Origin of the sequence: Pseudoselenomonas ruminantium (assembly GCF_900142515.1) — a bacterium.
GTDB classification, from domain to species: domain Bacteria; phylum Bacillota; class Negativicutes; order Selenomonadales; family Selenomonadaceae; genus Selenomonas_A; species Selenomonas_A ruminantium_D.
Genome location: NZ_FRBC01000036.1, coordinates 1 through 21,382, shown reverse-complemented (window position 1 = coordinate 21,382; position 21,382 = coordinate 1). Strand labels below are relative to the sequence as shown.

Below are 21,382 nucleotides of genomic sequence, written 5' to 3'. Positions count from 1 at the left end.
ATGCACCAAGAAGTTGTGGATAACTTGGAAAGCATCCACGGAGCACTGCTGAGAATGAATCGCTCCATACAATCAGAAGGTACTTTTGGCGTAATGAAATATGATCGCTGGTATAAACGAGTCGTAAGAAAAGGCATGGAACAGGTAAGACTGGAAATTTTCCTTGTTTCTATAGGGCATAATCTTTATAAATACCATAATAAAATCAATCGAGTAAAATTAGCCGCATAAACAGATAATAAGCTACTTTATGGGGAAAGGGGCATTGCGCCCTTTTTTAGATTATAATGGTATAAGATACAAAATCACGCAATAAAAAAGCGCTGTGGATAAAATGCTTTCGCATTTCATCACAGCGCCCTCATGATACATATTCTCTTAGCAAGCCTTTGCCAGTCTTTCCTCATCGGCTTGACGCATCTTCTCGACGAAAGAATCCGTGAGGCGGATCTCGATGTCCATCTGCTGGCGGGAAAGCAGGAGGCAATCCTCTGCTGTCAGTTCCGTTTCCTGACCATCAGCCGTAAAGGCACGGAAGCCCTGTTTCGCCTGCGTTCCTGCGCAGACGATGACCCGGTCGGCACCAACGCCGCTTTTGCGGCTGGCCAGCAAGCGGATGGCATTTGCTCCCGGCATATAGCCCTGCATACCGTCCATAACCATGACTTCCTTATCCTCTACCTGATACAAACGAACCAACAACATCGCGCTCACCGGCCTTTCTGACTTCCGTCATCTCTGAATTTCGATGGTTCTATTATAGCAAGTGCAAACTTGCAATAAAATATTAAAATCTGTCTTACATATTGCAAAAAATGCAAAAAGGATTTGACCGGTCAATTGACCAGTCAAATCCACGAAAAACATGATCACTTTCTGTTGAAATTTTCCAGGATATGACTGCAATCCTGCACAGCCTCCAAGGTTCCGATATATTCGCCGCCGTCATCATAGACTGCCATATACTTCACCATGATAGGCTTGCCCATGATATAGCGCGCCACTTCCAGCGAACTGCGCTTCTTCGCCTTGAAATCTGCCACGAGATTGCGCACCACCGGCACGATCTGTGGCGGATGACACTCCGCCACATCCCGGCCCAATGCCGCCAACGGTCTGGGAAAAACCCTGCCTTCATTGATGAAAAAGCGCAATCTCTCATCCGCATCAATGAAAGTCAAATCCAGTGGCAATAACGAAAAGATCGCACTCAGTTGTTTGACGGTCAGTTCGCCCGTAGGCAGCTGGATCCTGCCATCCAGGATTTCCTGCTCCTTGACTTTGGCCAGCTGTTGGGCGGCCCAGAGCTCGCCCTCTTCCCATTGCGGAGGATTTTCCACAAAGGCCATTCCCATTTCCGGAAAATCACGATAGACACGCTTCCACTCATCTTCTGTAAAATAGCGCAAGCACAAGGGGAATAAGATCTGCTCTTCCTTGTAGATCATTTCCCGGGTCCGCTGAGCCACGGCAGCAATGCGGCCCTTATAGATGATGACATTATCTGCGTCTTCCCGGATTGCCCGTGTCAAGATACCCAGTTCCTTCTTGATTTCATCATCCACACCCCACATCACCTGGGAGGGGCCTGTTACACCGTACTTGTACAGCAGCGGCATCAGCAATTCTTCTTTCTTGGCATAATGAGAGCGTACGCCATTGAATTCCTGCATCGCCTGGATAACAACAGCGGCATCCGGAACGGCATCGTCTTCACATTGGGCCTGCAGAACATCCAATACCTGCTCCAGACCAGTGTTTTCTGCCCGCATCAGGCTGACAGGATGTCCCGGCGGCAGCTCATCATCATGTGCCAGAGCTTGCGTCATCTTTTCCGCTTGAGCCTGTTTGGCCGCTAATTCAGCCTTCATCACTTCTGCTTCAGTACGGCCGTGGAACATAGCGGAATGAATATCGCAGAGTTTTTGCACCTGCTTCATGGGGGTGCCCCCCTTGATAAGCTCCTGTTCAGCGGCAGCAATTTCCAACACGGAAACACTGGCAAACTCTTTGACGAAATCTGTCCGCACGCTTTCCAAATCCTCGCCCTGGCTCAGCCGCTCTATATACCCTTTCAGTTTTGCCTTGCGCTGTTCATCCTCACCGCCTGCTACTGTATACCCATGCGCTTCCAGAGCGGCCACTACTTTCTCCAGCGCTACGCCTTTCATGGCCGCACCGCGGGGAAGCGTCATAATATTCCCCATCACCTTCAGGGCCATGGGATTCAGGATTTTAGCAAAGCCCAGCTCTGCCAGGATCTCCTTGATCTCAGGATACTGCTTCACCAGTTCAGCCACAGTCAAATTCAAGTCTATCGTTTTCATTCCGTTGCTCCTTTTATCGTTAACCCAATCCTCTCACTTTCTTTTTATTATATTCCTGTTTGCCGCCGCCGTCTGTTACAAGCGTTACCAAATAGCGGATATCACCCTCACAGTCTCAGCCACGATATTTCACGCCACCGATGATCGTTGCCTTGATTTGCACATCATCATCAAAAATAACCAGATCCGCCCGCTTGCCAGCATCCAAAGAGCCAACTTCATCATAAATCCCCAGTTCAGCCGCAGGCGTCTTCGTCACCATTTCCACGACCTGCGGCAGCTGCGCACCGGTATTCTCCCAGAAAATCTTCACGCAACGGTTCATGGTGGCCACACTGCCGGCAATGGTGCCATCTTTGAGCGTCGCGAGCTCGCCCTTGACGAAGACTTCCTGCCCGCCAAGTTCCGAAGGCCCATCCCCCAAACCACAAGCCCGCAGGCTGTCAGTGATCAGGATGATGTTTTTCCCGCCCTTGGCATGATACAGGAGCCTTTGCGCCGCAGGATGGGAGTGCACATTATCTGCAATGATCTCGCAGTTGGCGCTGGTATCAAAGGACGCCCCCACCACGCCGGGAGCACGATGGCTGAACCCCGTCATGGCGTTGTAGACATGGGTGAAATGATGGATGCCATGCTCTTGGACTGCTGTCCATGCTGTATCGTAATCCGCCGCTGTATGCCCGATGGATACCGTGATCCCAGCCGCATGGCATTTATCCACAAAGCTGTAATCCGGCAATTCCTCAGGCGCCAGCGTGATGATTTTCACCACCTCTGCCCACGGCTTTACCAACTCGTAATCGGCCTGACGGATATTTTCCTCCGCCTGAGCCCCTTTCTTGGCGGGACTGATAAAGGGGCCTTCCATATGGGCACCGAGAATCCGTGCCCCCGCAGGCTGTTTTTCCATGGCCTCCTGTACCGTGGCCAATGCGTCCTCTACCTCATGCCATCTGCAGGTCATGGTGGTGGGCAGGAAACCCGTTACGCCCGTTTCCGCCTGCAGCCCGGCCATCTGCGCCAGAGCCTCTTCCGTTCCGTCCATGGTATCTGCCCCGGCACAGCCATGGATATGGACGTTCAAAAAGCCCGGGGAAACATAATTGCCTTGAGCATCAACGACCTCTGCCCCAGCAGGAATCTCCTGCTCCGTCACAAAGCCTTCGATTTTTTCTCCATCACAAAGCAATGCCCCCTCTTCCCGGAAAACGAAATTGCCCTGTTCATCCGGTACAATGAACTTGCCGTTTTTGATTGCTAACATTCGTGCTGCGCCTCTTTCCTAGTCTTCCACATAATGGCTGAAACTGCCGATAACAAGCTGCGGGAACTCAGCATGCAGGGTTTCGATGAATTTCCGCGTGCCCACAACCTTGCCCTGCGGTTCCGGCATGATGTCGAGGAACGCATCCGGGTCGATATTGAGGTTGCGTACCTGGATCATCTGCACCGGCAGTTCCCGGAAGAATTCCTGCCAGGCTTTGAGTTCCTCTTCCCGGTCATTGAAGCCAGGGAAATACAGCAGGTTCAAGGATACATAGACGCCCTTGTCCAAGGCATAGCGGATGGATTCCTTGACGTTTTCCAGATGATAACTGGCCCGATAGTATGCATCATAGCCTTCCTCCCGGGCCGAGATGATGGACACACGCAGAGAATCCAGGCCAGCGTCCACAATCTTCTTCACGCCTTCCGTCCAGCCCACATTGGAGTTCATGTTGATCTGGCCCTTGCTGGTCTGCTGACGAATCAGTTTGATGCCTGCGGCGATGTTATCGGCGGCCAGACTCGGTTCGCCTTCACAGCCCTGCCCGAAGCTGATGATGCCGTCCGGAGCCACCTGCAGATGGTAGATGCCCACTTCGGCAATCTCCTCAGGCGTGGGACGGAAATCAATGCGCTGCTGCGGAGACGGGCAGCATTCCGCCGGCTGCAGGGAAATGCAGCCAAAGCAGTTGGCATTGCATACCGGAGAAGTCGGAATCCCGCATTCCCAACGGCGGTAGAAGAGATTCTGCGCCGTGCAGCAGTGCCATTTCAGCGAGCAGCCAGCCACCTGCTCCACAATGCGGTTGCCCGGCAGATCCTTCTTCGTGCGCTTGACAAGATTCTTGAGGTCCTTCGTGTTGTAATGCACGGGATCCCATTTGTCATTCTCATCCGTATAGACAGCAGCACAGTAAAGTTCATCCTTATAAACCACCACTGCGGTATAGCCATAGAGAGGCAGGCGTTCTGCTTCCTCTGCCCGCTCGTAGGCCGGCATATAGAGACGGGTATAGCCCGCAGGCAAAATGGCCGCCACGGCCAGACCTGCGATGGGCATCACCTCACCATCAACAGACTGGCCCACGGCCAGATGGTCCGGCAGCAGCATCAGGTCGGCGCTTTCCGGCAGGGGAATCAGATCCTCCGGTTTCAGCAGGATATTGTCCCGGCCCGTGCGCCCCATGCCCTGCATGCCGGGCGCATCCAAGATATTGCCATCTTCATCGGCGTAGACAGCCGTAATCATCTCATTCTGCGGCATTTTCTGCCCCTCCTTCCACAGGCGCTTCCTGCGCAGCTTTCTTTTGTTTCTTCTGTTTCTTGGGATTGTACTTATTCATGGCCATATCCACATCTTCCGTCACGATGCATTCCACAGCGGGCAGCAGATAGTTGATGGCCTCTTTGATCTTTGGTTTGTCCTCATCCGTGAACGGAGCCAGTACATGATTGACCACCGTCCAGCCCGGCAAAGGACGGCCAATGCCAATCCGCACCCGGGCAAAATGCTCATCCCCAACATGAGCCAGCACGGACTTGATGCCATTATGACCGCCCGCACTGCCCTTCTTGCGGATGCGCACGGTGCCAGCCGGGATATCCATATCATCATGGACAACAATCAAGTCCTCCGCATCCAGCTTGTAGAAATTCAGCAGTGGCCCAATCGCCCGCCCGCTTTCATTCATATAGGTCAGCGGCTTGACCAGCAGTATCTTTTCTGTGCCGATAAATCCTTGCGCCACTTTCGCGTCAAATTTATCCTGCCAGTTGTCAATACCCAATTTATCTGCCAGGGCATCCACCAGCATAAAGCCCACGTTGTGCTTCGTAGCAGCATATTCACTGCCGGGATTGCCCAGACCTGCAATTATTCTCATAACACCCTCCTAATTATGGCGCCCCCTTTAGGGGGAGATGGTCACGTAGTGACCAGAGGGGGTAACTCATCAGCAAGCTAGTAAATACTAACTCAACAAGAGTTACCCCCTTTGGTGCTTCGCACCACTTCCCCCTAAAGGGGGCAGTTTTTTGCTTTATTTTAATGATTGTCCACTGTCGGGTCGCCCACCAGGAACAGATAAGCGATAACGATGATGCCCAACACGATGCGATACCAGCCAAATGCCTTGAAGTCATTGGTCTTGATATAGCTCAACAGGAACTTGATGGACAGGATGGACACAATAAAGGCCGTAACCATGCCCACCACCATGATGACGATTTCTGCACCCGTGTAGTGCAGGCCGAATTTCATGAGTTTCAGCAGGCTCGCACCGAACATGACGGGAATCGCCAGGAAGAAGGTGAATTCCGCAGCCACGATACGGCTGGTACCGAAGAGGATACCACCGATGATGGTTGCCCCGGAACGGCTGGTACCCGGCACCAGGGACAACACCTGGAACATGCCGATGATCAGCGCCGTACGGTAATCCAGACGCGCCAGATCATTGATGCGCGGACGGCGGTGCTTGTTGTAGTTCTCAATCCAGATGAACAGGGCACCATAGAAGATCAGCGTAGCGGCTACCACAGGAGCCGTCATGAAATGTTCTTCCATATAGTCATTGAACGCCAGACCGATCACCGCTGCCGGCACGCAGGCCAGGATGACCTTCCACCAAAGGCTGAACGTGTCCCGTTTTTCCTGTTTTGTCTTCCAGTCCGACCAGGGATTGAGCTTTTCAAAATTCAGTGCCACAACGGCGAGGATAGCCCCCAGCTGGATAACCACCAGGAACATATCCATAAAATCCTTGCTGACATCCAGCTTGATAAACTCATCCACGAGAATCATATGACCGGTACTCGATACCGGCAGCCACTCTGTCAGGCCTTCTACAATACCCAGAACTACTACCTTCAGCAGTTCCACAATACTTAAATCCACCGTATTACTTCCTCTCGCTACTCTCCACTAATCTCATTTTCTGCGCATGGGTAAGCTGCTTGATATGCCATTCCCGGCTCTGCGCTTCCCGCTTATCCGCAAAGGTTTCAAAATAGACAAGACGCACAGGCAGGCGTGCCCGGGTATATTTCCCGCCACGCCCTGCATTGTGCGTCCTGACCCGCTTATCCAGGTCATTAGTCCAGCCGGTATAAAACGTGCCGTCGCTGCACTCTAAGATATAGGTGCAGTTCTCGCCCTTATTCGGCATCTTTGATGGTAACTTTTTCCATCACTACGGTTTCCAGCGGACGATCTGCAAAATCCGTCTCGCTGTGGCCGATCGTGCGGACAACATCCATGCCCTTCACAACCTTGCCGAAGATGGTGTGTTTGCCATTGAGCCACGAAGTCTTGTCCAGCGTGATGAAGAACTGACTGCCGCCCGTATGGGGCATGCCCGTGTTGGCCATAGCGAGGATGCCTTCACCCGTGAATTTCAGATCATCCAGGAATTCGTCCTCGATGGTGTAGCCCGGGCCACCCATGCCCGTACCATCCGGGTCGCCACCCTGAATCATGAAGCCATCAATCACACGATGGAAAATCACGCCATTGTAGAAGCCCTTTTCCGTCAGGTCGATGAAGTTCTTCGTCGTAATCGGCGTCTTGTCCTCGAAAAGCTCGATTTCAAAAGTACCCTTGTTGGTTTCAAATACTGCAATGCGATTAGCCACTTTTTTGCCTCCATTATCCTTGCCACCAGCGATACAACCAGCCGTAAGCGCAGTCATCATCACCAGCATCATAATCAATATCTTTTTCATTTTACAAAATTCCTCCTCCTAATGCAACCATTTTTAACGGCTATTGCTGCCATAGCGATGAACCACCGCTCCATTTTTCACTCCCGGTGAACTGAAGCCATGTCCCATGACCTCATTGGCCGACATGATGATCACAAAAGCATCCGGGTCGATGGCGTTGATGATCATCTTCATCTTGGCCACCTGCGTAAGCGTTACCACCACGAACACCACATTGCGTTCCCGGCGCGTAAAAGCACCCTGACCATGCAGGAACGTAACCCCGCGCCCTACTTCCATGATGCCCTCGGCAATGGCCTCTGCCTGATTGGATACGATCAGCAGCGCCTTACGGCTGTTGAAGCCCGCGATGACCTTATCCGTCACCATGGCATTCATGAACATGCAGATCAGGGTGAACATAGCTGGCGCTACACCGAACATGAAGGCCGCCGCCAGCATCACGAGACAGTTGAAGCCAAAGATCACGCCCCCCATATTGAAGGAATAATATTTCTTGGCAATGGCGCCCACGATATCAAAGCCGCCGGTACTGCCATTCATCCGAAAGACAATGCCATAACCGATACCATTGAATACACCACCAAAAATGGCCGCCAGCATATAATCACTGACCGGAGCAAAATCATTCAACGGCTTGGTAAAATCCAAACAAAAAGAAAAAATGGCCGTCCCGATAATCACATCACAAGTATAGCCCTTGCCCAACAGCCGCCAGGCCGCCCATAATAATGGAATGTTATAGGCAAAAGTCTGCGCGCCAATCGGCAGGTGCGTCAGATAGTACACAATCATGGCAATGCCCGTGGCACCGCCGGTCAAAAGGTGCGAAGGCACCAAAAAGAGATTGATGGAACAGCTGGCAATCAGACAGCCAAGCGTAATGCCTGCATAGCGCAGCAGGCGATGTTCCAACAGCCTGAGCTGAATCATCTGCCCAATCCCTCCAAACGCACGGTATCATCCTGAGGCAAGGAAGACATATCGATATTCATGAAGCCCGTATCATCCGCATCACTTTCCTGCAGTATGGGATCGCCTTCTTCCCGCATGGCCGCCCGCTCTGCTTCGTTCAACGGCAGCCCTGTGATCCGCAGGTCCAGCAGATGCCCATCCCCCGCATCAACTTTCAGCAACAGATGCTGATGCGGATGATTTTCCCGATTGTAAATCAGATAATAATCACCATCCAGGAATTGCCGCTGCTTCTTGCCATAGATTTTTTCCAGCCAGAATTTCGTAGCCCCCTGCCGTACGTTGTTGCGGGCCACATATTTTTCCATATCCACGGTGAAGTCGACCACCCGTCCATCAGCTACAGCTACACTGACTTCCGAACGGTCTTTATACACATAGGTCCTGACCTTCACCCCCTGCTTGACGGCAATCTTATCATACAGCGATTCGCCCCATTTGCTTTGCAAAATGCCCTCACTATCTCCGAGCATCACACCCTTGCAGGAAAAATCCTCATCTATGACCTTTCCTGCCGCCAGGCAAACCGTGCTCAGCATAGCAGCAATTGTCAACAACAATAACAGCAGGAGGCTCAACTTCCTTACCATAGATTCCTCCCAAAATTACCCTGCTCAAAAATCTTGATTTCCCGGCCATCTGCCGTAGTTCCGATGATTTCCAAATCACGGGTGCCAACCATGAAATCCTCATGCACCAGCGAATCATTGACACCATGCTGCAGGAGCGTCACGCTGTCCATGTTCTCGCCGCCTGCGATACAGGTCGGATAGGCCTTGCCCAAGGCCAGATGACAGGACGCATTCTCATCAAACAAGGTATTGTAGAACAATATCCCGCTCTGGGAAATCGGCGAATCAAAGGGCACCAGGGCAACTTCCCCCAGATAGCTTGCCCCTTCATCCGTCTCCAGCAAGCCCTTGAGGATTTCACCGCCCTTTTCCGCATGATAATCCACGACCTTGCCATCCTTGAAGGTCAGCTTGAAGCCTTCAATCAGGTTACCATTGTAATTCAGCGGCTTGGAAGCCACCACGGTGCCATTGACACCGTCTCGCTTCGGCAGGGAGAATACCTCTTCCGTCGGCATGTTGGCCACGAAAACCGTGCCCAGTTCCGATTTTTCCGCACCCCCCGACCAGATATGGCCTTCCGGCAATTCGATGGTCAGATCCGTGCCCATGCTGTTCTTATAATGAAGCTTGGTGAATTTCTGCTCATTCAGGAAGGCAGCGGCCTTTTGCAGGAACTCTGTATGCTTTTGCCATTCTTCCACCGTATCCACATCTTCGCCAATACGCACGGTCTGGAAAATCGCCTGCCAAAGCTTCTCTACCGCGGCTTCCTCCGTATCCTCCGGGAATACCTTGGCCGCCCAGCCCTTAGTCGGCACAGAGACCACGCACCAAGTATTCTTATTGCTCATCAGACGTTCGCGGTATTCCAAAAGAGCTGCCCCTGCCGCCTGATTGGCCAGTTTTAATTTCTCCGGGTCGATATCGCTGAAAATCTGCGGGTCGCGGGCTGCAATGGACACGAACGCCGCACCCTGCTCTGCATAGCCCTGACAGAACTTCACCCGCCATTCCGGGAATTCCGTGAAGAGTTCCTTCTTGCCCTGTTCAAACCGGATATGCGCTGAAAGTTCATCCCCCCAGCTCATAACCACATCATGGGCACCAGCCGCAAATGCCGCCTTGCTGATCTCCCGGGCAAACTCCGCACACTCAATCGGCGTGTTGATGACCAGTATCTGGTCTTTCTGGATATTGACACCGACTCTTACCACTAACTCTGCATATTTCTTCAATAAATCCTGCTGCATCACAAAGCCTCCGTATCAAAACAAAGGGTAACCGGCCCATCATTCACCGACTCTACCTGCATGTCTGCACCAAACTCGCCATGCTCCACCGTCACGCCCAAGTCCCGCAGATCCTGCATGAATGTCTCATACAGGTCATTGGCCATCGCCGGCGGTGCCGCATGACTGAAACCGGGACGGCGCTTCTTGAGATCCGCATAGAGGGTGAACTGGGAAATCACCAGCATCTTGCCCCCTACCTGGTCAAGACTCAGATTCATCTTCCCGGCATCATCCGAGAAAACCCTTACATTATATATCTTCTCCGCCAGCTTCTGTGCTGACTCCACCGTATCCTCCGGCCCCACGCCCAAGAGCACCAGAAAGCCCTGGTCAATGGCACCGTTCACCTTATCATCAATCACTACACTAGCAGACTTAACCCGCGTTACCACCGCTCGCACCGGCAGACCGCCCCCTTTCAACCCTGTAATCATACCACAAAACCCTGCCAAAATCTACACCTGACACCGATAGAGAAATCTTCCGCCCAATCAACCGCATAAAAAGGCCGGCAGACGGATCTGCCGACCATGAAAATGGCTAATAGCCTTCACAAAAAATGTAATGAATGGTAATGCAACATGCATGGCATTGGCACTGCATGCTTAATCAGTCCTCTTCCGCCAAAAGTTCTTGCAAATAATCCTGGAATGCTGCCCCCATATCTGGCCTGCGCAATGCATATTCCACCGTTGCCTTCAGGAAGCCCAGCTTATCTCCCACATCATAGCGGGTTCCTTCAAAATCATAGGCATATACCGGTTCACGATGCGCCAGCACGCGCAAAGCATCCGTCAGCTGAATCTCGCCGCCCTTGCCAGGCAGGGTATTTTCCAAAATAGAGAAAATCTGCGGTGTAATGACATAACGCCCCAACACGGCCATTTGGCTCGGTGCTTCCTCAATGCTCGGCTTCTCCACCATATCCAAGACCTTGAGCATCCGCGCATCATCCGTAGCTACGCCATCCACGATACCATAGGAAGAAACCTTCTCCTGCGGCACGGTCTGACAGCCCAACACGGAACTACCTGTAGCTTCATAAACATCCATCAATTGGCGCAGGGCAGGCCTCCCCGGTTCATTATAGACCACATCATCCCCCAAAAGCACCGCAAAAGGTTCGCCTCCCATAAAGGCTTTGGCACACAGGATAGCATCTCCTAACCCCTTCATTTCTCTCTGACGGATATAATGGATCTTGATGGCTGCTGTCTCCCGTACCATCTGCAACAAAGATTCTTTGCCCTTCCTCTCCAGCTCCATTTCCAAGGCTGGTGCTGAATCAAAATGGTCTTCAATCGCCCGCTTGGCGTGACCGCTGATAATCAGGATTTCCTCAATCCCGCTGGCCAAGGCTTCTTCGACAATATACTGGATCGTCGGCTTGTCCACAATCGGCAGCATTTCCTTCGGTGTAGCCTTGGTAGCCGGCAAGAATCTCGTACCATACCCTGCTGTCGGAATAACAGCCTTGCGAATCTTCTGCAACATAATCTTTCAATCCCCCAAAAACTTCCTTATTTTAATTCTCTATTTGCGCATTCCAACGCGCTCTTGATGACATCATCCATATCGTAGTATTTATATTCAGCCAAACGTCCACCGAAGATTACATTCTCTTCTTGCGAAGCCAATTCCGCATATTGCTGATACAGATTCTGATTACGCTCATTATTCACCGGATAATAAGCTTCCTCGTCCGGCTGCCAATCTGCGGGATATTCCTTCGTCACATAGGTAACCGGCTGGGTGCCGAATTCAAAATGTTTATGTTCGATCACGCGGGTATAAGGAACTTCCCGTTCCGTATAATTCATAACCGCCACGCCCTGATGGTTCACTTCTTCCAGACGCTCCGTCTCAAAGCGCAGGCCGCGATACTCCAACTGCCCCAGCTTGTAATCAAAGTAAGCATCCACAGGGCCGGTGTAGACTACTTTATGAGCGATACCCTCATATGCTGCACGGGATTCGTTATAATCCACACCTGTCCGCACCTCGCCCTCGGTAAAGCATTTATTTCTCTGCCTTCATGTTGGACAGTGCATATTCACAGCACTGACGCACCAGATTATTTACGGATACCTTTTCGTGTTCGGCTACCTTGGTTAATTCTTCCAGCAGGCTGGCAGGAAGACGGAATGTCTTGTTAATCATTTCTTCAGTCTGTCTGACTTGAAACATGGAATTCTTCCTTTCATTTATTCTTTTTTACACACTCCATTATATTAGCACATATACCCCCCCACAAGACACTACATAAAAAAACTTCCATTTTATCCACAATAATCGCCTTTACATATTGATATTTACAACACAAAAAGAGACAAGTAAAATATTTCAGTTTTACCTGTCTCTTTTGTTTTTATTTATATTGCTATTTGTAATTAGTTTTGCTTTTTTCGCATATATGGTGCCGTGAATTCCCGCACGGTCTTAAAATACAATTCATCATCCTTCTGGCTGGCCACGCCATGTACCGCATCATGGATAAGCAGCAGGCTCTTATCGGGGGCTTTGGCCACACGATAGAGCTGTTCTCCCATGGCTGGCGGCACCAGTGCATCTTTCGTGCCATGTATGAAGAGTATGGGCACTTTGGAGTGCATGACTGCCACCTCTGGCACCGCCTGATTGAGGCTGAAACCTGCCACTTTCTGGCATCGCCAATCCAGCAGATTCATGGCGGGGAAAGGCGGCAGGCTCAGCGATTCATGGATCTGGTGTACCAATAAATCAAAAGCACTGGTATAACCACTTTCCTCCACACAAGCAGCCACATTGGGTGGTAAATCATCATCATCACAAGCCATCATCACGGTAGCTGCCCCCATGGACACTCCGTGAAGGATAATCCTGGCTTGCGGATAGTAGAGGGCAATGCGCTTGGCCCAATCCACCATATCCACGCTTTCCTTGTAGCCCATGGTCAGATAGCGTCCCTCACTCTTGCCTGCCGCCCTGAGATCCGGAGTCAGCACATGGTAACCCATCTGCAGATAATGAGTGGCGATATAGTAGGAGTTTTCCTGTGTACCACCGTAACCATGCACCACAATCGCCCATTTGCTGTCATCCAACTTTTCATCCGGGTAAAAATGCGTAGCCTTCAGCACAAGATTATCCCGCGAGGTCAGCGTCCACTCTTCATTGGCATAATCCGGCTTATCATAATGCCGGGCCTCCGGGGGCATCAGCAGGGCAAAAGCCCTGGGCGGTTCCTGGGGATTTTCCACGGTTCCCCGCTCCAGGCCAAAATGCACCGCATAATTGCCCACAAAATATCCTGCCCCCATGACGATTGACGTGACGACCACAATCGTAGTCAGAACCGCCGTCAGAAGACAGGATAACACCAATCTATGCATGAAATCACCTTTCTGAACACTCAACATCAACTTGACACTCCCCATGCCTAAAGGCAGGGGATTCTTGGTTCGATGAACACTGCGGTATAAGATAGTTCTATTTTAACATTTTTCTGAAGTTTTTTCCATAAAACTTCGTCCCGATAGCCATTATCCCTGCACCTTGCAGGAATATGCATGCTGCGAACAGAATCTACCGCATATGAATATATTTTGGAAAGGATCTGTTTCTATGGAAGAACCTGCCTTTATTCTTATGGCTATATTTGGCACAGCATTGCTGTTAACGGCCTTCATCATCATTTCGGTAAGCGACCCGCGGGAACTGCCATTTTTCACCGCCATCCATCCCATCACAAGCATGCCTTTGAATCAGGCCAGGGCAGAAGCACGGATCATTGCCAAATACGTGGCCATCATCGGGCTCATCATCCTGTTTCTTAGCCTGGCAGCCCTATTGTTTTGTGAATGATCGGCCTTACCTGAACAAGCCCGGTGACTGACAAATTTTTCCGCAGCCTTTGACCATTCATGTCTCAGCGCAGAAAAACTTGCCAGCCGCCGGGCTGTTTAGCATATATCGTTCTTTATTTTCCGGATTTCATGCGATTGATCGCACTGAACAGTGCCTGTATGGATGCGGTAATGATATCTGTATCCATGCCAGCGCCCCAATGAGTCTTACCCTGATCATCTTTGATGCCGATATAGGCAATGGCCCGGGAATGCTGACCAATCTCCAACGCATGTTCACTATAAGTCAGGTCCGTATACTTGATGCCCAGGTTCTTCTGCAGCGCGTTGGACACAGCGTCCAGGCGGCCATTTCCCTTGGCTACGAAGGTATCCGGCTGACCATTGATCTTCACGTCCACAGTACCAGAGCGCGTGCCGTCTGGTTCCTTTTTCAGCAGGAAATCTACCAATTCATAAGGCTCGCTCACATTCACATACTCATGCTGGAAAATCTGATAGATTTCATCCGGCATAAGTTCCTTGTGCTTATGATCGGAAACGGCTTTGACACGATAGCCGAAGTCTTCGCGCATCTTCTTGGGCATGTCCACACCATACTTCTGTTCCATGATGAAGCCTACGCCGCCCTTGCCGGACTGGCTGTTGATGCGGATGACGTCACCATCATACTCGCGGCCCACATCCTGCGGATCGATATAGAGGTATGGCAGCGTCCATTTGTCCGGATTCTTTTCATCCTTCCACTTCATACCCTTGGCAATAGCATCCTGATGGGAGCCGGAGAACGCAGCAAAGACGAGCTTGCCAGCATAGGGCTGGCGGTAGCTGACCTGCATGCGCGTCAAGCGCTCATAGGTGTCCACAAGGTCGGACATATGGGAGAAATCCAGCTGCGGATCAACGCCCAAAGCGAACATGTTCATGCCAACGGTCACGATATCCACGTTGCCCGTGCGCTCACCATTACCGAACAAAGTTCCTTCAACACGGTCAGCACCGGCCAGCAGGCCCATTTCTGTATCGGCTACACCACAGCCGCGATCATTGTGGGGATGGAGGGACAGCACCACATTGTCACGGTATTTCAGATGCTTGTTCATATAGGCAACCTGCATGGCATAGACATGGGGCATGGACATTTCCACGGTCACGGGCAGGTTTATGATGGCCTTGCAGTCAGCCGTCGGCTGCCATACATCCAGCACGGCGTTGCAGACTTCGAGGGCGTATTCCGGTTCCGTACCTGTGAACGATTCCGGGGAGTATTCAAAGCGGTAATTCTCACCAGCTTCTTCGGTGAGCTGTTTGAGAAGTTTCGCTCCCTCTACAGCAATCTGCTTGATCTCCTCCTTGGACTTGCGGAACACCTGTTCACGCTGTGCCACAGAAGTGGAATTATAGACATGGACGATGGCATTCTTGACGCCTTTGAGCGCGTCAAAGGTCTTGCGGATGATATGTTCACGGGCCTGGGTCAGCACCTGGATCGTCACATCATCCGGAATCAGGTCATCTTCCACCAGACGGCGCAGGAACTCATACTCCGTTTCGGAAGCGGCCGGGAAACCCACTTCGATTTCCTTGAAGCCCACTTTCAGCAGCATCTTGTAGAATTCCAGTTTTTCGTCCAGATTCATGGGGATGATCAGGGACTGGTTGCCGTCCCGCATATCCACGCTGCACCAGACCGGTGCCTTGTCAGGAGCGTCTTTTTTCGCCCATTCCAAATCGATTTCCGGCGGCATGAAATAACCCTTGCTGTACTTCTGATAATTCATCATCGGCTAACCCTCCATATACAAACTTCGCGCGAAACAATGTTTCGCACTACGCCCTTACACGAAATCCAAGCTCCCACTACACCGTTGGCTTGTGCTTGCTAAAATACCATAGTAAAAAAATCCCTTCGTCTCCTTAACAAGGAGACGAAAGGATTTACTTCACCTGCTTACAGAAATTACGCGTTTCCCTGTGTCGTATACTACGATAACACAAAGCGTATTTTTTAGCAAGTATTTTGTATATTTTTGTAAACTATTTGCCTTACATGTAGTCGGCAGAAGTCTTCTTCTTCTGCTGCTTGAACATGCCCAGCTTCGCTGCGATCCATTCCATGGCCACGAAGAATACCGGAATCAGGAAGATACCGAGAGCCGTGGCAAAGAGCATGCCGCCCACAACCGCTACGCCCATGCCGTTACGGGCAGCCGCACCGGCACCGCTGGCTACGGCCAGAGGCAGACAGCCAATGATGAAGGCGAAGGAAGTCATGAGAATCGGGCGCAGACGCAGGCCGGCCGCTTCGATAGCTGCCTTTACCGGCTCCATGCCGCGGTCTACACGCACCTTGGCGAACTCGACAATCAGAATGGCGTTCTTGGCTGCCAGACCGATGATCATGATGATACCGATCTGCATGTAAACGCTGTTCTGCAGACCTGCATTCTGATGGCCACACATAGCTTCCAGCATGGACAAGCCATACTCAGAAACAAGTGCGCCCATGATGCCGGTCGGCACCGTCAGCAGTACCGCAAAGGGCACGCTCCAGCTTTCATAGAGGGCTGCCAGACACAGGAACACGAATACCAGTGCCAGTGCCAGCACCTGGAAGGTAGAGCTGGAAGCCTTGGCCTCCTCGCGGCTCTGGCCGGACCATTCGATGTTGAAGCCGTTGGGGGCATTCTGCTCCACGACTTCCTTGATAGCTGCCATAGCCTGACCGGAGGAATAACCTTCCCCGGCGTTACCCTGAATATTGATGGCCCGGGCACCGTTGAAACGGGAAATCGAAGTCGGACCGGAACTTACACGGGGTTTCAGCAGGGTGTCCAGCGGTACCATGGTACCGGAAGAACTCTTGACATAAACGAATTTCATGCCTTCCGCTTCACTGCGGTAACTCATATCCGACTGCAACATGACTTTGTAGGTACGGCCAAACTGGTTGAAGTCATTGACCTGTGCACCACCGAAGTTCACCTGCATGGCCGTGAATACGTCAGACATGCTGACGCCCAGCTGCTTGATCTTTTCGCGGTCGATATCATACTCATAGGTCGGTGCCGTCATCTTGAAGGTGGTACGCACGCCCTTGAGTTCCGGACGCTGGTTGGCTGCCGCAATGATCTTGCCGGTGATGTCAGCCAGCTCCTGATCAGTATGGCCGGACATATCCTGCAGCTGCAGGCTCCAGCCGCCCACAGAACCCAGACCGGGCAGAGCCGGCGGGTTCATCGCGATAACCGTGGCCTCCGGCGCAAGCTTTGCCCCGATGCCGAACATGGTGCCTACAGCCGCCCCAACGGATTCGTCACCGCCGGGACGCTGGGACCAGTCTTTCATGCCCAAAACCACAAGGCCTGCGCTTGGTTTGGCACCGCCACCCAAAATATCAAAGCCCGTGATGGCCATGACATTTTCCACGCCTTTGACGTCTTTAGCTGCCGTGGCCACCTTGTCAATGGTCTGCTGGGTGACGTTCATGGAAGTACCTTCCGGCAGCTGCACCACGGTAAAGAGATAGCCCTGGTCTTCGTCGGGTACGAAGGTGGAAGGCAGTACCTTGTAAAGAGCTGCGGAAATGATGCAGACAATCACCATAAAGAGGATGGCCAGGCGGGTGCGGCGGATGAATTTCGCCACCACGCCCATATAGCCGCGCTTCGTGCGTTCGAACCAAGCGTTGAATTTCACGAAGAACTGCCCCAGAGCACCTTCATCATCTTTGGCCTCATGGCGCTTCAGGATCATGGCACAAAGTGCCGGCGTCAGCGTCAGGGCTACGAAGGCAGAGAGCGCCATGGATACGGCAATGGTCAGGGCGAACTGACGGTAGAGGATACCAGTCATACCGCCCAGGAAGGCTACCGGTACGAATACGGCCGCCAATACGAAGGCAATAGCCACAACCGGCCCTTGCACTTCCGCCATAGCTCGTTCCGTGGCATCAATCGGCGTCAGGCCCTCTTCCATATGCTTCTCGACGTTCTCGATAACTACGATAGCATCATCGACAACGAGGCCGATGGCCAATACCATAGCAAAGAGCGTCAACGTATTGATGGAGAAATCCAGCAATATGAAGGCTGCCATGGTACCAATCAACGATACTGGCACTGCCAGCAGCGGAATCAAGGTTGCACGCCAGCTCTGAAGGAACAGGAAGATAACCAGCACCACCAGCAGCAGAGCCTCGGCAAAGGTTTCCAGCACTTCCTTGATGGATGCGTTGATGTAATTCGTGGAGTCGAAGATCTGCGCCATCTCGAGTTTCGGCGGCAGCGTGGGTTCCGCCTTTTCCAAAACCTTGCGCACCCCGGCTACCGTCTGCATGGCATTGGCATCACTGGTGAGGTTGATACCGAAACCGACCGAGGGATAACCGTTGAACTTGGAGATAATCGCACTGGATTTCTCACCGGTTTCCACCCGGGCTACGTCCTTCAGACGGACGAACTTGCCGTTGTCGGAACGCAGCACGATATTGCCGAATTCTTCCGGCGTCACGAGACGGCCGGCAATCTTGCCTGTGTACTGCTTTTCCTGACCGTTGGCCACCGGCATAGCACCGACCGTACCAGCAGGCGCCTGCACGTTCTGCTCCTTGATGGCAGAGGTCACATCCGCAATGGTAAGCCCTAACTCTGCCAACTTGTCCGGGTTGAGCCAGACGCGCATGGCATAGTCGGAACCGAAGATCTGCACATCGCCGACGCCGGATACACGTTTGAGTTCATCCAGCAGATAGATATCGGCGTAGTTTTTCATGAACGCACGGTCATAGGTGCCATCCGGAGAATACAGGGACAACATATAGGCCATGTCGTTGGAAGATTTCTTGGTCGTAACACCAACCTGCTGCACATCCGATGGCAGGCTGGCATTGGCGATGGCGACATTGTTCTGCACCTTGACGGCATCCATATCGCCATCCGTTCCCGTCTCAAAGACTACAGACAGGCTGTAACGGCCGCTGTCGTCCGAGTTGGAACTCATATAATCCATACCCTGAGTACCATTGACCTGCTGCTCGATGATCTGCGCCACGGTATCGTTGATAACCGATGCATTTGCACCCGTATAGGAAGTACCAACCGAAACCGTCGGCGGCGAAATCTGCGGATACTGGGCAATCGGCAGCTGGAAGGCTGCCAGGATGCCTACGATAACGATGATGATCGAGATGACAATGGCAAATATCGGGCGGTGAATAAAGAACTTAGACAAATCGCCGCCTCCTTATTGTTCTGATTTATCTGCAGAACCAGCAATCGCGTTGGAATTGAACTTGGTCATATCCGAAATCAATGAGAAGCCCATATCCTCAGCCGTTACCACGGTAACGTTAAGCGGCACACCTTCCTGAAGATTGGACAGACCTTCCACAACCACCATATCGGCAGCTGTCAGGCCGTCTTTGATGACATAATAGCTGCCCACTTTCTCTCCGAGCTGCACAGTGCGTGCTTCAGATTTTCCATCTCCATTGACTACCATGACAAAAGATTTGCCCAAAAGCTGCTGCACAGCCCGCTGTGGTACAAGAACGGCATTGGGAATCATCTGTCCAGAGAGACGTACCCGGGCAAACATACCAGGTATCAGCATCCCATTGGGGTTATCAAAGAGTGCCTTCATGGTAAGCGTACCAGTATTTGCCGACAAGGAGCGGTCCGACTCCACGATTTCGCCTTCCAGCGGATATTGCGTGCCATCAGACAGCGTGATCGTCACGACAGGTTTCACCTGCTCCCCGCCCTGCATCAGGGCATTCATGTATTCCAGATAATCCGTTTCCGATACATTGAACTTGGCATAAACAGGACTTGCCGAACCGATGGTCACCAGATTGGTGGAACCTGCGGTAGCAAAAGTCCCTACAGCCACGTCATCCACAGCCAGCTTACCGCTCATCGGCGCATAAATTGTGGTATCAGCCAGATCCTGCTGCGCTTTTATGAGCATGGCATGATTGGCATCGGCAGCAGCCTGATAGGCGTTGACGTTAGCCAGCTGATTGTCATAAGTCTGCCGGGAAATGGCATTGGACTGCACCAGCTGCTGATAACGGCTCAAATCATTCTGAGCATTGCTCAGCGTTGCCTGTGCCTGCGCCAGATTGGCCTGAGCCTGCCAAACAGCAGAGGTATACTGGCGGTCATCAATGCGGTATAGCGGCTGTCCTGCTTCAACCCATTGGCCACCCTGCACATACTTCTCTACTACATTGCCAGAGACCTTGGTCTGGACTTTGACTTCATCCTTGCCCACAATCTGCCCGGCAAATTCACTGGTCATCGGCGTATCCTGTTGGATCACCTGCATGACCTTGACCTGCGCGCCCTGCATCTGAGCCTGCTGTTGCTCTTTGCCACAGCCAGCCACGATGAAGCTCGCAGAGATTGCCAGCGATATGCCAATCAGCAGAGCCTTTGTCTTCTTGTTTTTCGGCAAAAACAATTTATGAACCTCCTTTTTCCACATAAACAGAAAGTAAGAGAGCACACTGCTCCCCTCCCATGTTTATGACAACATTCTATTTCCAATCCCCAACGGAATAGTAAATAAATGTTTACTAATTATGATATATATAGTATATTATAGTTAAGCAAAAGTCAAGAATTAAAGGAGTTTTATCATGGAAGCCCAGGAAAGACCACGTTTATCCCAGCAATTTGTGGAGATCATGGTACTCTTGCATAATAATTTTGGGCGGCAGACGCAGGTACCGCTACCGCTCAATCAGTTTGCCGTACTCTGTACATTGATGGATACAGCAGGAATGGCCATTTCCGATATCAGCCGGCAGCTGAATATTTCCAAGCAGCAAATGACGAATATCATCGACAAATTAGTGAATACCGGCTATGTAGAAAAAAAATCTGATTCCAGGGATCGGCGCCGCATCGTGATTACCATCAATAAAACTGGTGAGCAATTGCTGGATGATCACATGGAACTATTCCGCCAGCGTTTCGATCAGTATGCCCAGAACCTTACGAACGCAGAACGGAGTGAACTGGCTCAGATCTTGCGGCGTTATTACGAACTGATCAACAAAATGTTTTCGATATAGTAAACAAAAATAAACAAACTATTCTCAAATATTAAATATTTTGTTATAATGTACGTAACGAACCTACGGGAACTGCACTTTAGAAAGGTTGAGCCGAGAAAAGAGCCTCGTTTCTACGTATTCGGGGAGACATCGCCCTTACGGCTTGTAAAAATGTCCAAGGTTGACGTAGACACCTCGTTCAGCGGCAAAGCCGCCTACATGAAAATAGCAAAAACAAGTAACCTCAAATAGCATAAGCCTATGAGGTAGAGGGCGTAGTGCTGCGTCCAGTTGTGGTAGTTGCTGCGTAGAC

Annotated in this window: 22 protein-coding genes; 3 read left to right on the top strand and 19 right to left on the bottom strand. The window is 51.5% G+C overall.

Annotated features, from left to right (window positions below):
* Window positions 1–231: transposase (locus tag BUB68_RS13695; protein WP_073090362.1), on the top strand; the 231-nt coding region annotated here is incomplete at its 5' end.
* Between the two features lie 147 nt (window positions 232–378).
* Here BUB68_RS13695 and BUB68_RS13690 read toward each other — a convergent pair.
* The 16 genes from BUB68_RS13690 to BUB68_RS13615 form a co-directional block, all read right to left on the bottom strand.
* Window positions 379–705, bottom strand: coding sequence for a diaminopimelate epimerase (locus BUB68_RS13690; protein ID WP_073092536.1), 327 nt, complete (start codon window positions 703–705; stop codon window positions 379–381).
* A 164-nt stretch (window positions 706–869) separates the two neighbouring features.
* Complete coding sequence (locus BUB68_RS13685; protein ID WP_073092533.1) at window positions 870–2,327, bottom strand: DUF438 domain-containing protein; 1,458 nt, start codon at window positions 2,325–2,327, stop codon at window positions 870–872.
* A gap of 115 nt (window positions 2,328–2,442) precedes the next feature.
* Entirely contained in the window at window positions 2,443–3,594 is a 1,152-nt protein-coding gene (gene nagA, locus BUB68_RS13680) for an N-acetylglucosamine-6-phosphate deacetylase (protein WP_073092530.1), read from the bottom strand.
* A gap of 18 nt (window positions 3,595–3,612) precedes the next feature.
* The gene (locus BUB68_RS13675) at window positions 3,613–4,860 is read right to left on the bottom strand and encodes a radical SAM family protein (protein WP_081372020.1); all 1,248 of its coding nucleotides are present in this window, start codon (window positions 4,858–4,860) and stop codon (window positions 3,613–3,615) included.
* Window positions 4,847–5,479 carry an aminoacyl-tRNA hydrolase gene (pth, locus tag BUB68_RS13670; RefSeq protein ID WP_073092527.1) on the bottom strand — a complete coding sequence of 211 codons (633 nt, stop codon included), beginning with the start codon at window positions 5,477–5,479 and terminating at the stop codon, window positions 4,847–4,849. The genes BUB68_RS13675 and pth overlap by 14 nt, the downstream gene beginning before the upstream one ends.
* A 161-nt stretch (window positions 5,480–5,640) precedes the next feature.
* Window positions 5,641–6,492 (bottom strand): undecaprenyl-diphosphate phosphatase, encoded by an 852-nt coding sequence (locus BUB68_RS13665; protein ID WP_178139540.1) that lies wholly within the window; start codon window positions 6,490–6,492, stop codon window positions 5,641–5,643.
* Window positions 6,493–6,496: 4 nt separating this feature from the next.
* Complete coding sequence (locus tag BUB68_RS13660; protein WP_073092524.1) at window positions 6,497–6,763, bottom strand: GIY-YIG nuclease family protein; 267 nt, start codon at window positions 6,761–6,763, stop codon at window positions 6,497–6,499.
* Window positions 6,753–7,319 (bottom strand): peptidylprolyl isomerase, encoded by a 567-nt coding sequence (locus BUB68_RS13655; RefSeq protein WP_073092521.1) that lies wholly within the window; start codon window positions 7,317–7,319, stop codon window positions 6,753–6,755. Before BUB68_RS13655 ends, BUB68_RS13660 begins: the two co-directional genes overlap by 11 nt.
* A gap of 33 nt (window positions 7,320–7,352) precedes the next feature.
* Window positions 7,353–8,252 (bottom strand): YitT family protein, encoded by a 900-nt coding sequence (locus BUB68_RS13650; protein WP_073092519.1) that lies wholly within the window; start codon window positions 8,250–8,252, stop codon window positions 7,353–7,355.
* Window positions 8,249–8,884 carry a hypothetical protein gene (locus BUB68_RS13645; protein ID WP_073092516.1) on the bottom strand — a complete coding sequence of 212 codons (636 nt, stop codon included), beginning with the start codon at window positions 8,882–8,884 and terminating at the stop codon, window positions 8,249–8,251. The genes BUB68_RS13650 and BUB68_RS13645 overlap by 4 nt, the downstream gene beginning before the upstream one ends.
* Complete coding sequence (locus tag BUB68_RS13640) at window positions 8,878–10,119, bottom strand: aminopeptidase (RefSeq protein ID WP_073092513.1); 1,242 nt, start codon at window positions 10,117–10,119, stop codon at window positions 8,878–8,880. Before BUB68_RS13640 ends, BUB68_RS13645 begins: the two co-directional genes overlap by 7 nt.
* Entirely contained in the window at window positions 10,119–10,562 is a 444-nt protein-coding gene (gene dtd / locus BUB68_RS13635; RefSeq protein WP_073092548.1) for a D-aminoacyl-tRNA deacylase, read from the bottom strand. Before dtd ends, BUB68_RS13640 begins: the two co-directional genes overlap by 1 nt.
* Window positions 10,563–10,770: 208 nt before the next feature.
* A complete protein-coding gene (galU, locus tag BUB68_RS13630; RefSeq protein ID WP_073092510.1) occupies window positions 10,771–11,655 on the bottom strand; it encodes a UTP--glucose-1-phosphate uridylyltransferase GalU in 885 nt (294 codons plus the stop codon).
* 26 nt (window positions 11,656–11,681) lie between these two features.
* Complete coding sequence (locus BUB68_RS13625) at window positions 11,682–12,161, bottom strand: UDP-galactopyranose mutase (RefSeq protein ID WP_256625972.1); 480 nt, start codon at window positions 12,159–12,161, stop codon at window positions 11,682–11,684.
* A gap of 19 nt (window positions 12,162–12,180) precedes the next feature.
* Complete coding sequence (locus tag BUB68_RS15110) at window positions 12,181–12,348, bottom strand: hypothetical protein (RefSeq protein ID WP_073092507.1); 168 nt, start codon at window positions 12,346–12,348, stop codon at window positions 12,181–12,183.
* 203 nt (window positions 12,349–12,551) lie between these two features.
* Window positions 12,552–13,559 (bottom strand): alpha/beta hydrolase, encoded by a 1,008-nt coding sequence (locus BUB68_RS13615; RefSeq protein ID WP_256625971.1) that lies wholly within the window; start codon window positions 13,557–13,559, stop codon window positions 12,552–12,554.
* A 205-nt stretch (window positions 13,560–13,764) separates the two neighbouring features.
* On the opposite strand from BUB68_RS13615, the gene BUB68_RS13610 reads away from it, so the two are divergent.
* On the top strand, window positions 13,765–14,004 hold the full coding sequence (locus BUB68_RS13610; RefSeq protein WP_073092504.1) for a hypothetical protein: 240 nt from the start codon (window positions 13,765–13,767) through the stop codon (window positions 14,002–14,004).
* 115 nt (window positions 14,005–14,119) lie between these two features.
* On the opposite strand, the gene BUB68_RS13605 is transcribed toward BUB68_RS13610, so the two are convergent.
* The 3 genes from BUB68_RS13605 to BUB68_RS13595 form a co-directional block, all read right to left on the bottom strand.
* Window positions 14,120–15,787: a 2-isopropylmalate synthase gene (locus BUB68_RS13605; protein ID WP_073092541.1), complete on the bottom strand. Its 1,668-nt coding sequence runs from the start codon at window positions 15,785–15,787 to the stop codon at window positions 14,120–14,122.
* Window positions 15,788–16,052: 265 nt separating this feature from the next.
* On the bottom strand, window positions 16,053–19,238 hold the full coding sequence (locus BUB68_RS13600; RefSeq protein ID WP_073092501.1) for an efflux RND transporter permease subunit: 3,186 nt from the start codon (window positions 19,236–19,238) through the stop codon (window positions 16,053–16,055).
* Window positions 19,239–19,250: 12 nt separating this feature from the next.
* The gene (locus BUB68_RS13595) at window positions 19,251–20,495 is read right to left on the bottom strand and encodes an efflux RND transporter periplasmic adaptor subunit (protein WP_371914874.1); all 1,245 of its coding nucleotides are present in this window, start codon (window positions 20,493–20,495) and stop codon (window positions 19,251–19,253) included.
* Window positions 20,496–20,649: 154 nt separating this feature from the next.
* Between BUB68_RS13595 and BUB68_RS13590 the strand changes: the two genes are divergently transcribed.
* Window positions 20,650–21,087, top strand: a complete 438-nt coding sequence (locus BUB68_RS13590) for a MarR family winged helix-turn-helix transcriptional regulator (RefSeq protein ID WP_073092498.1) — start codon at window positions 20,650–20,652, stop codon at window positions 21,085–21,087.
* Window positions 21,088–21,382: the final 295 nt, after the last annotated feature.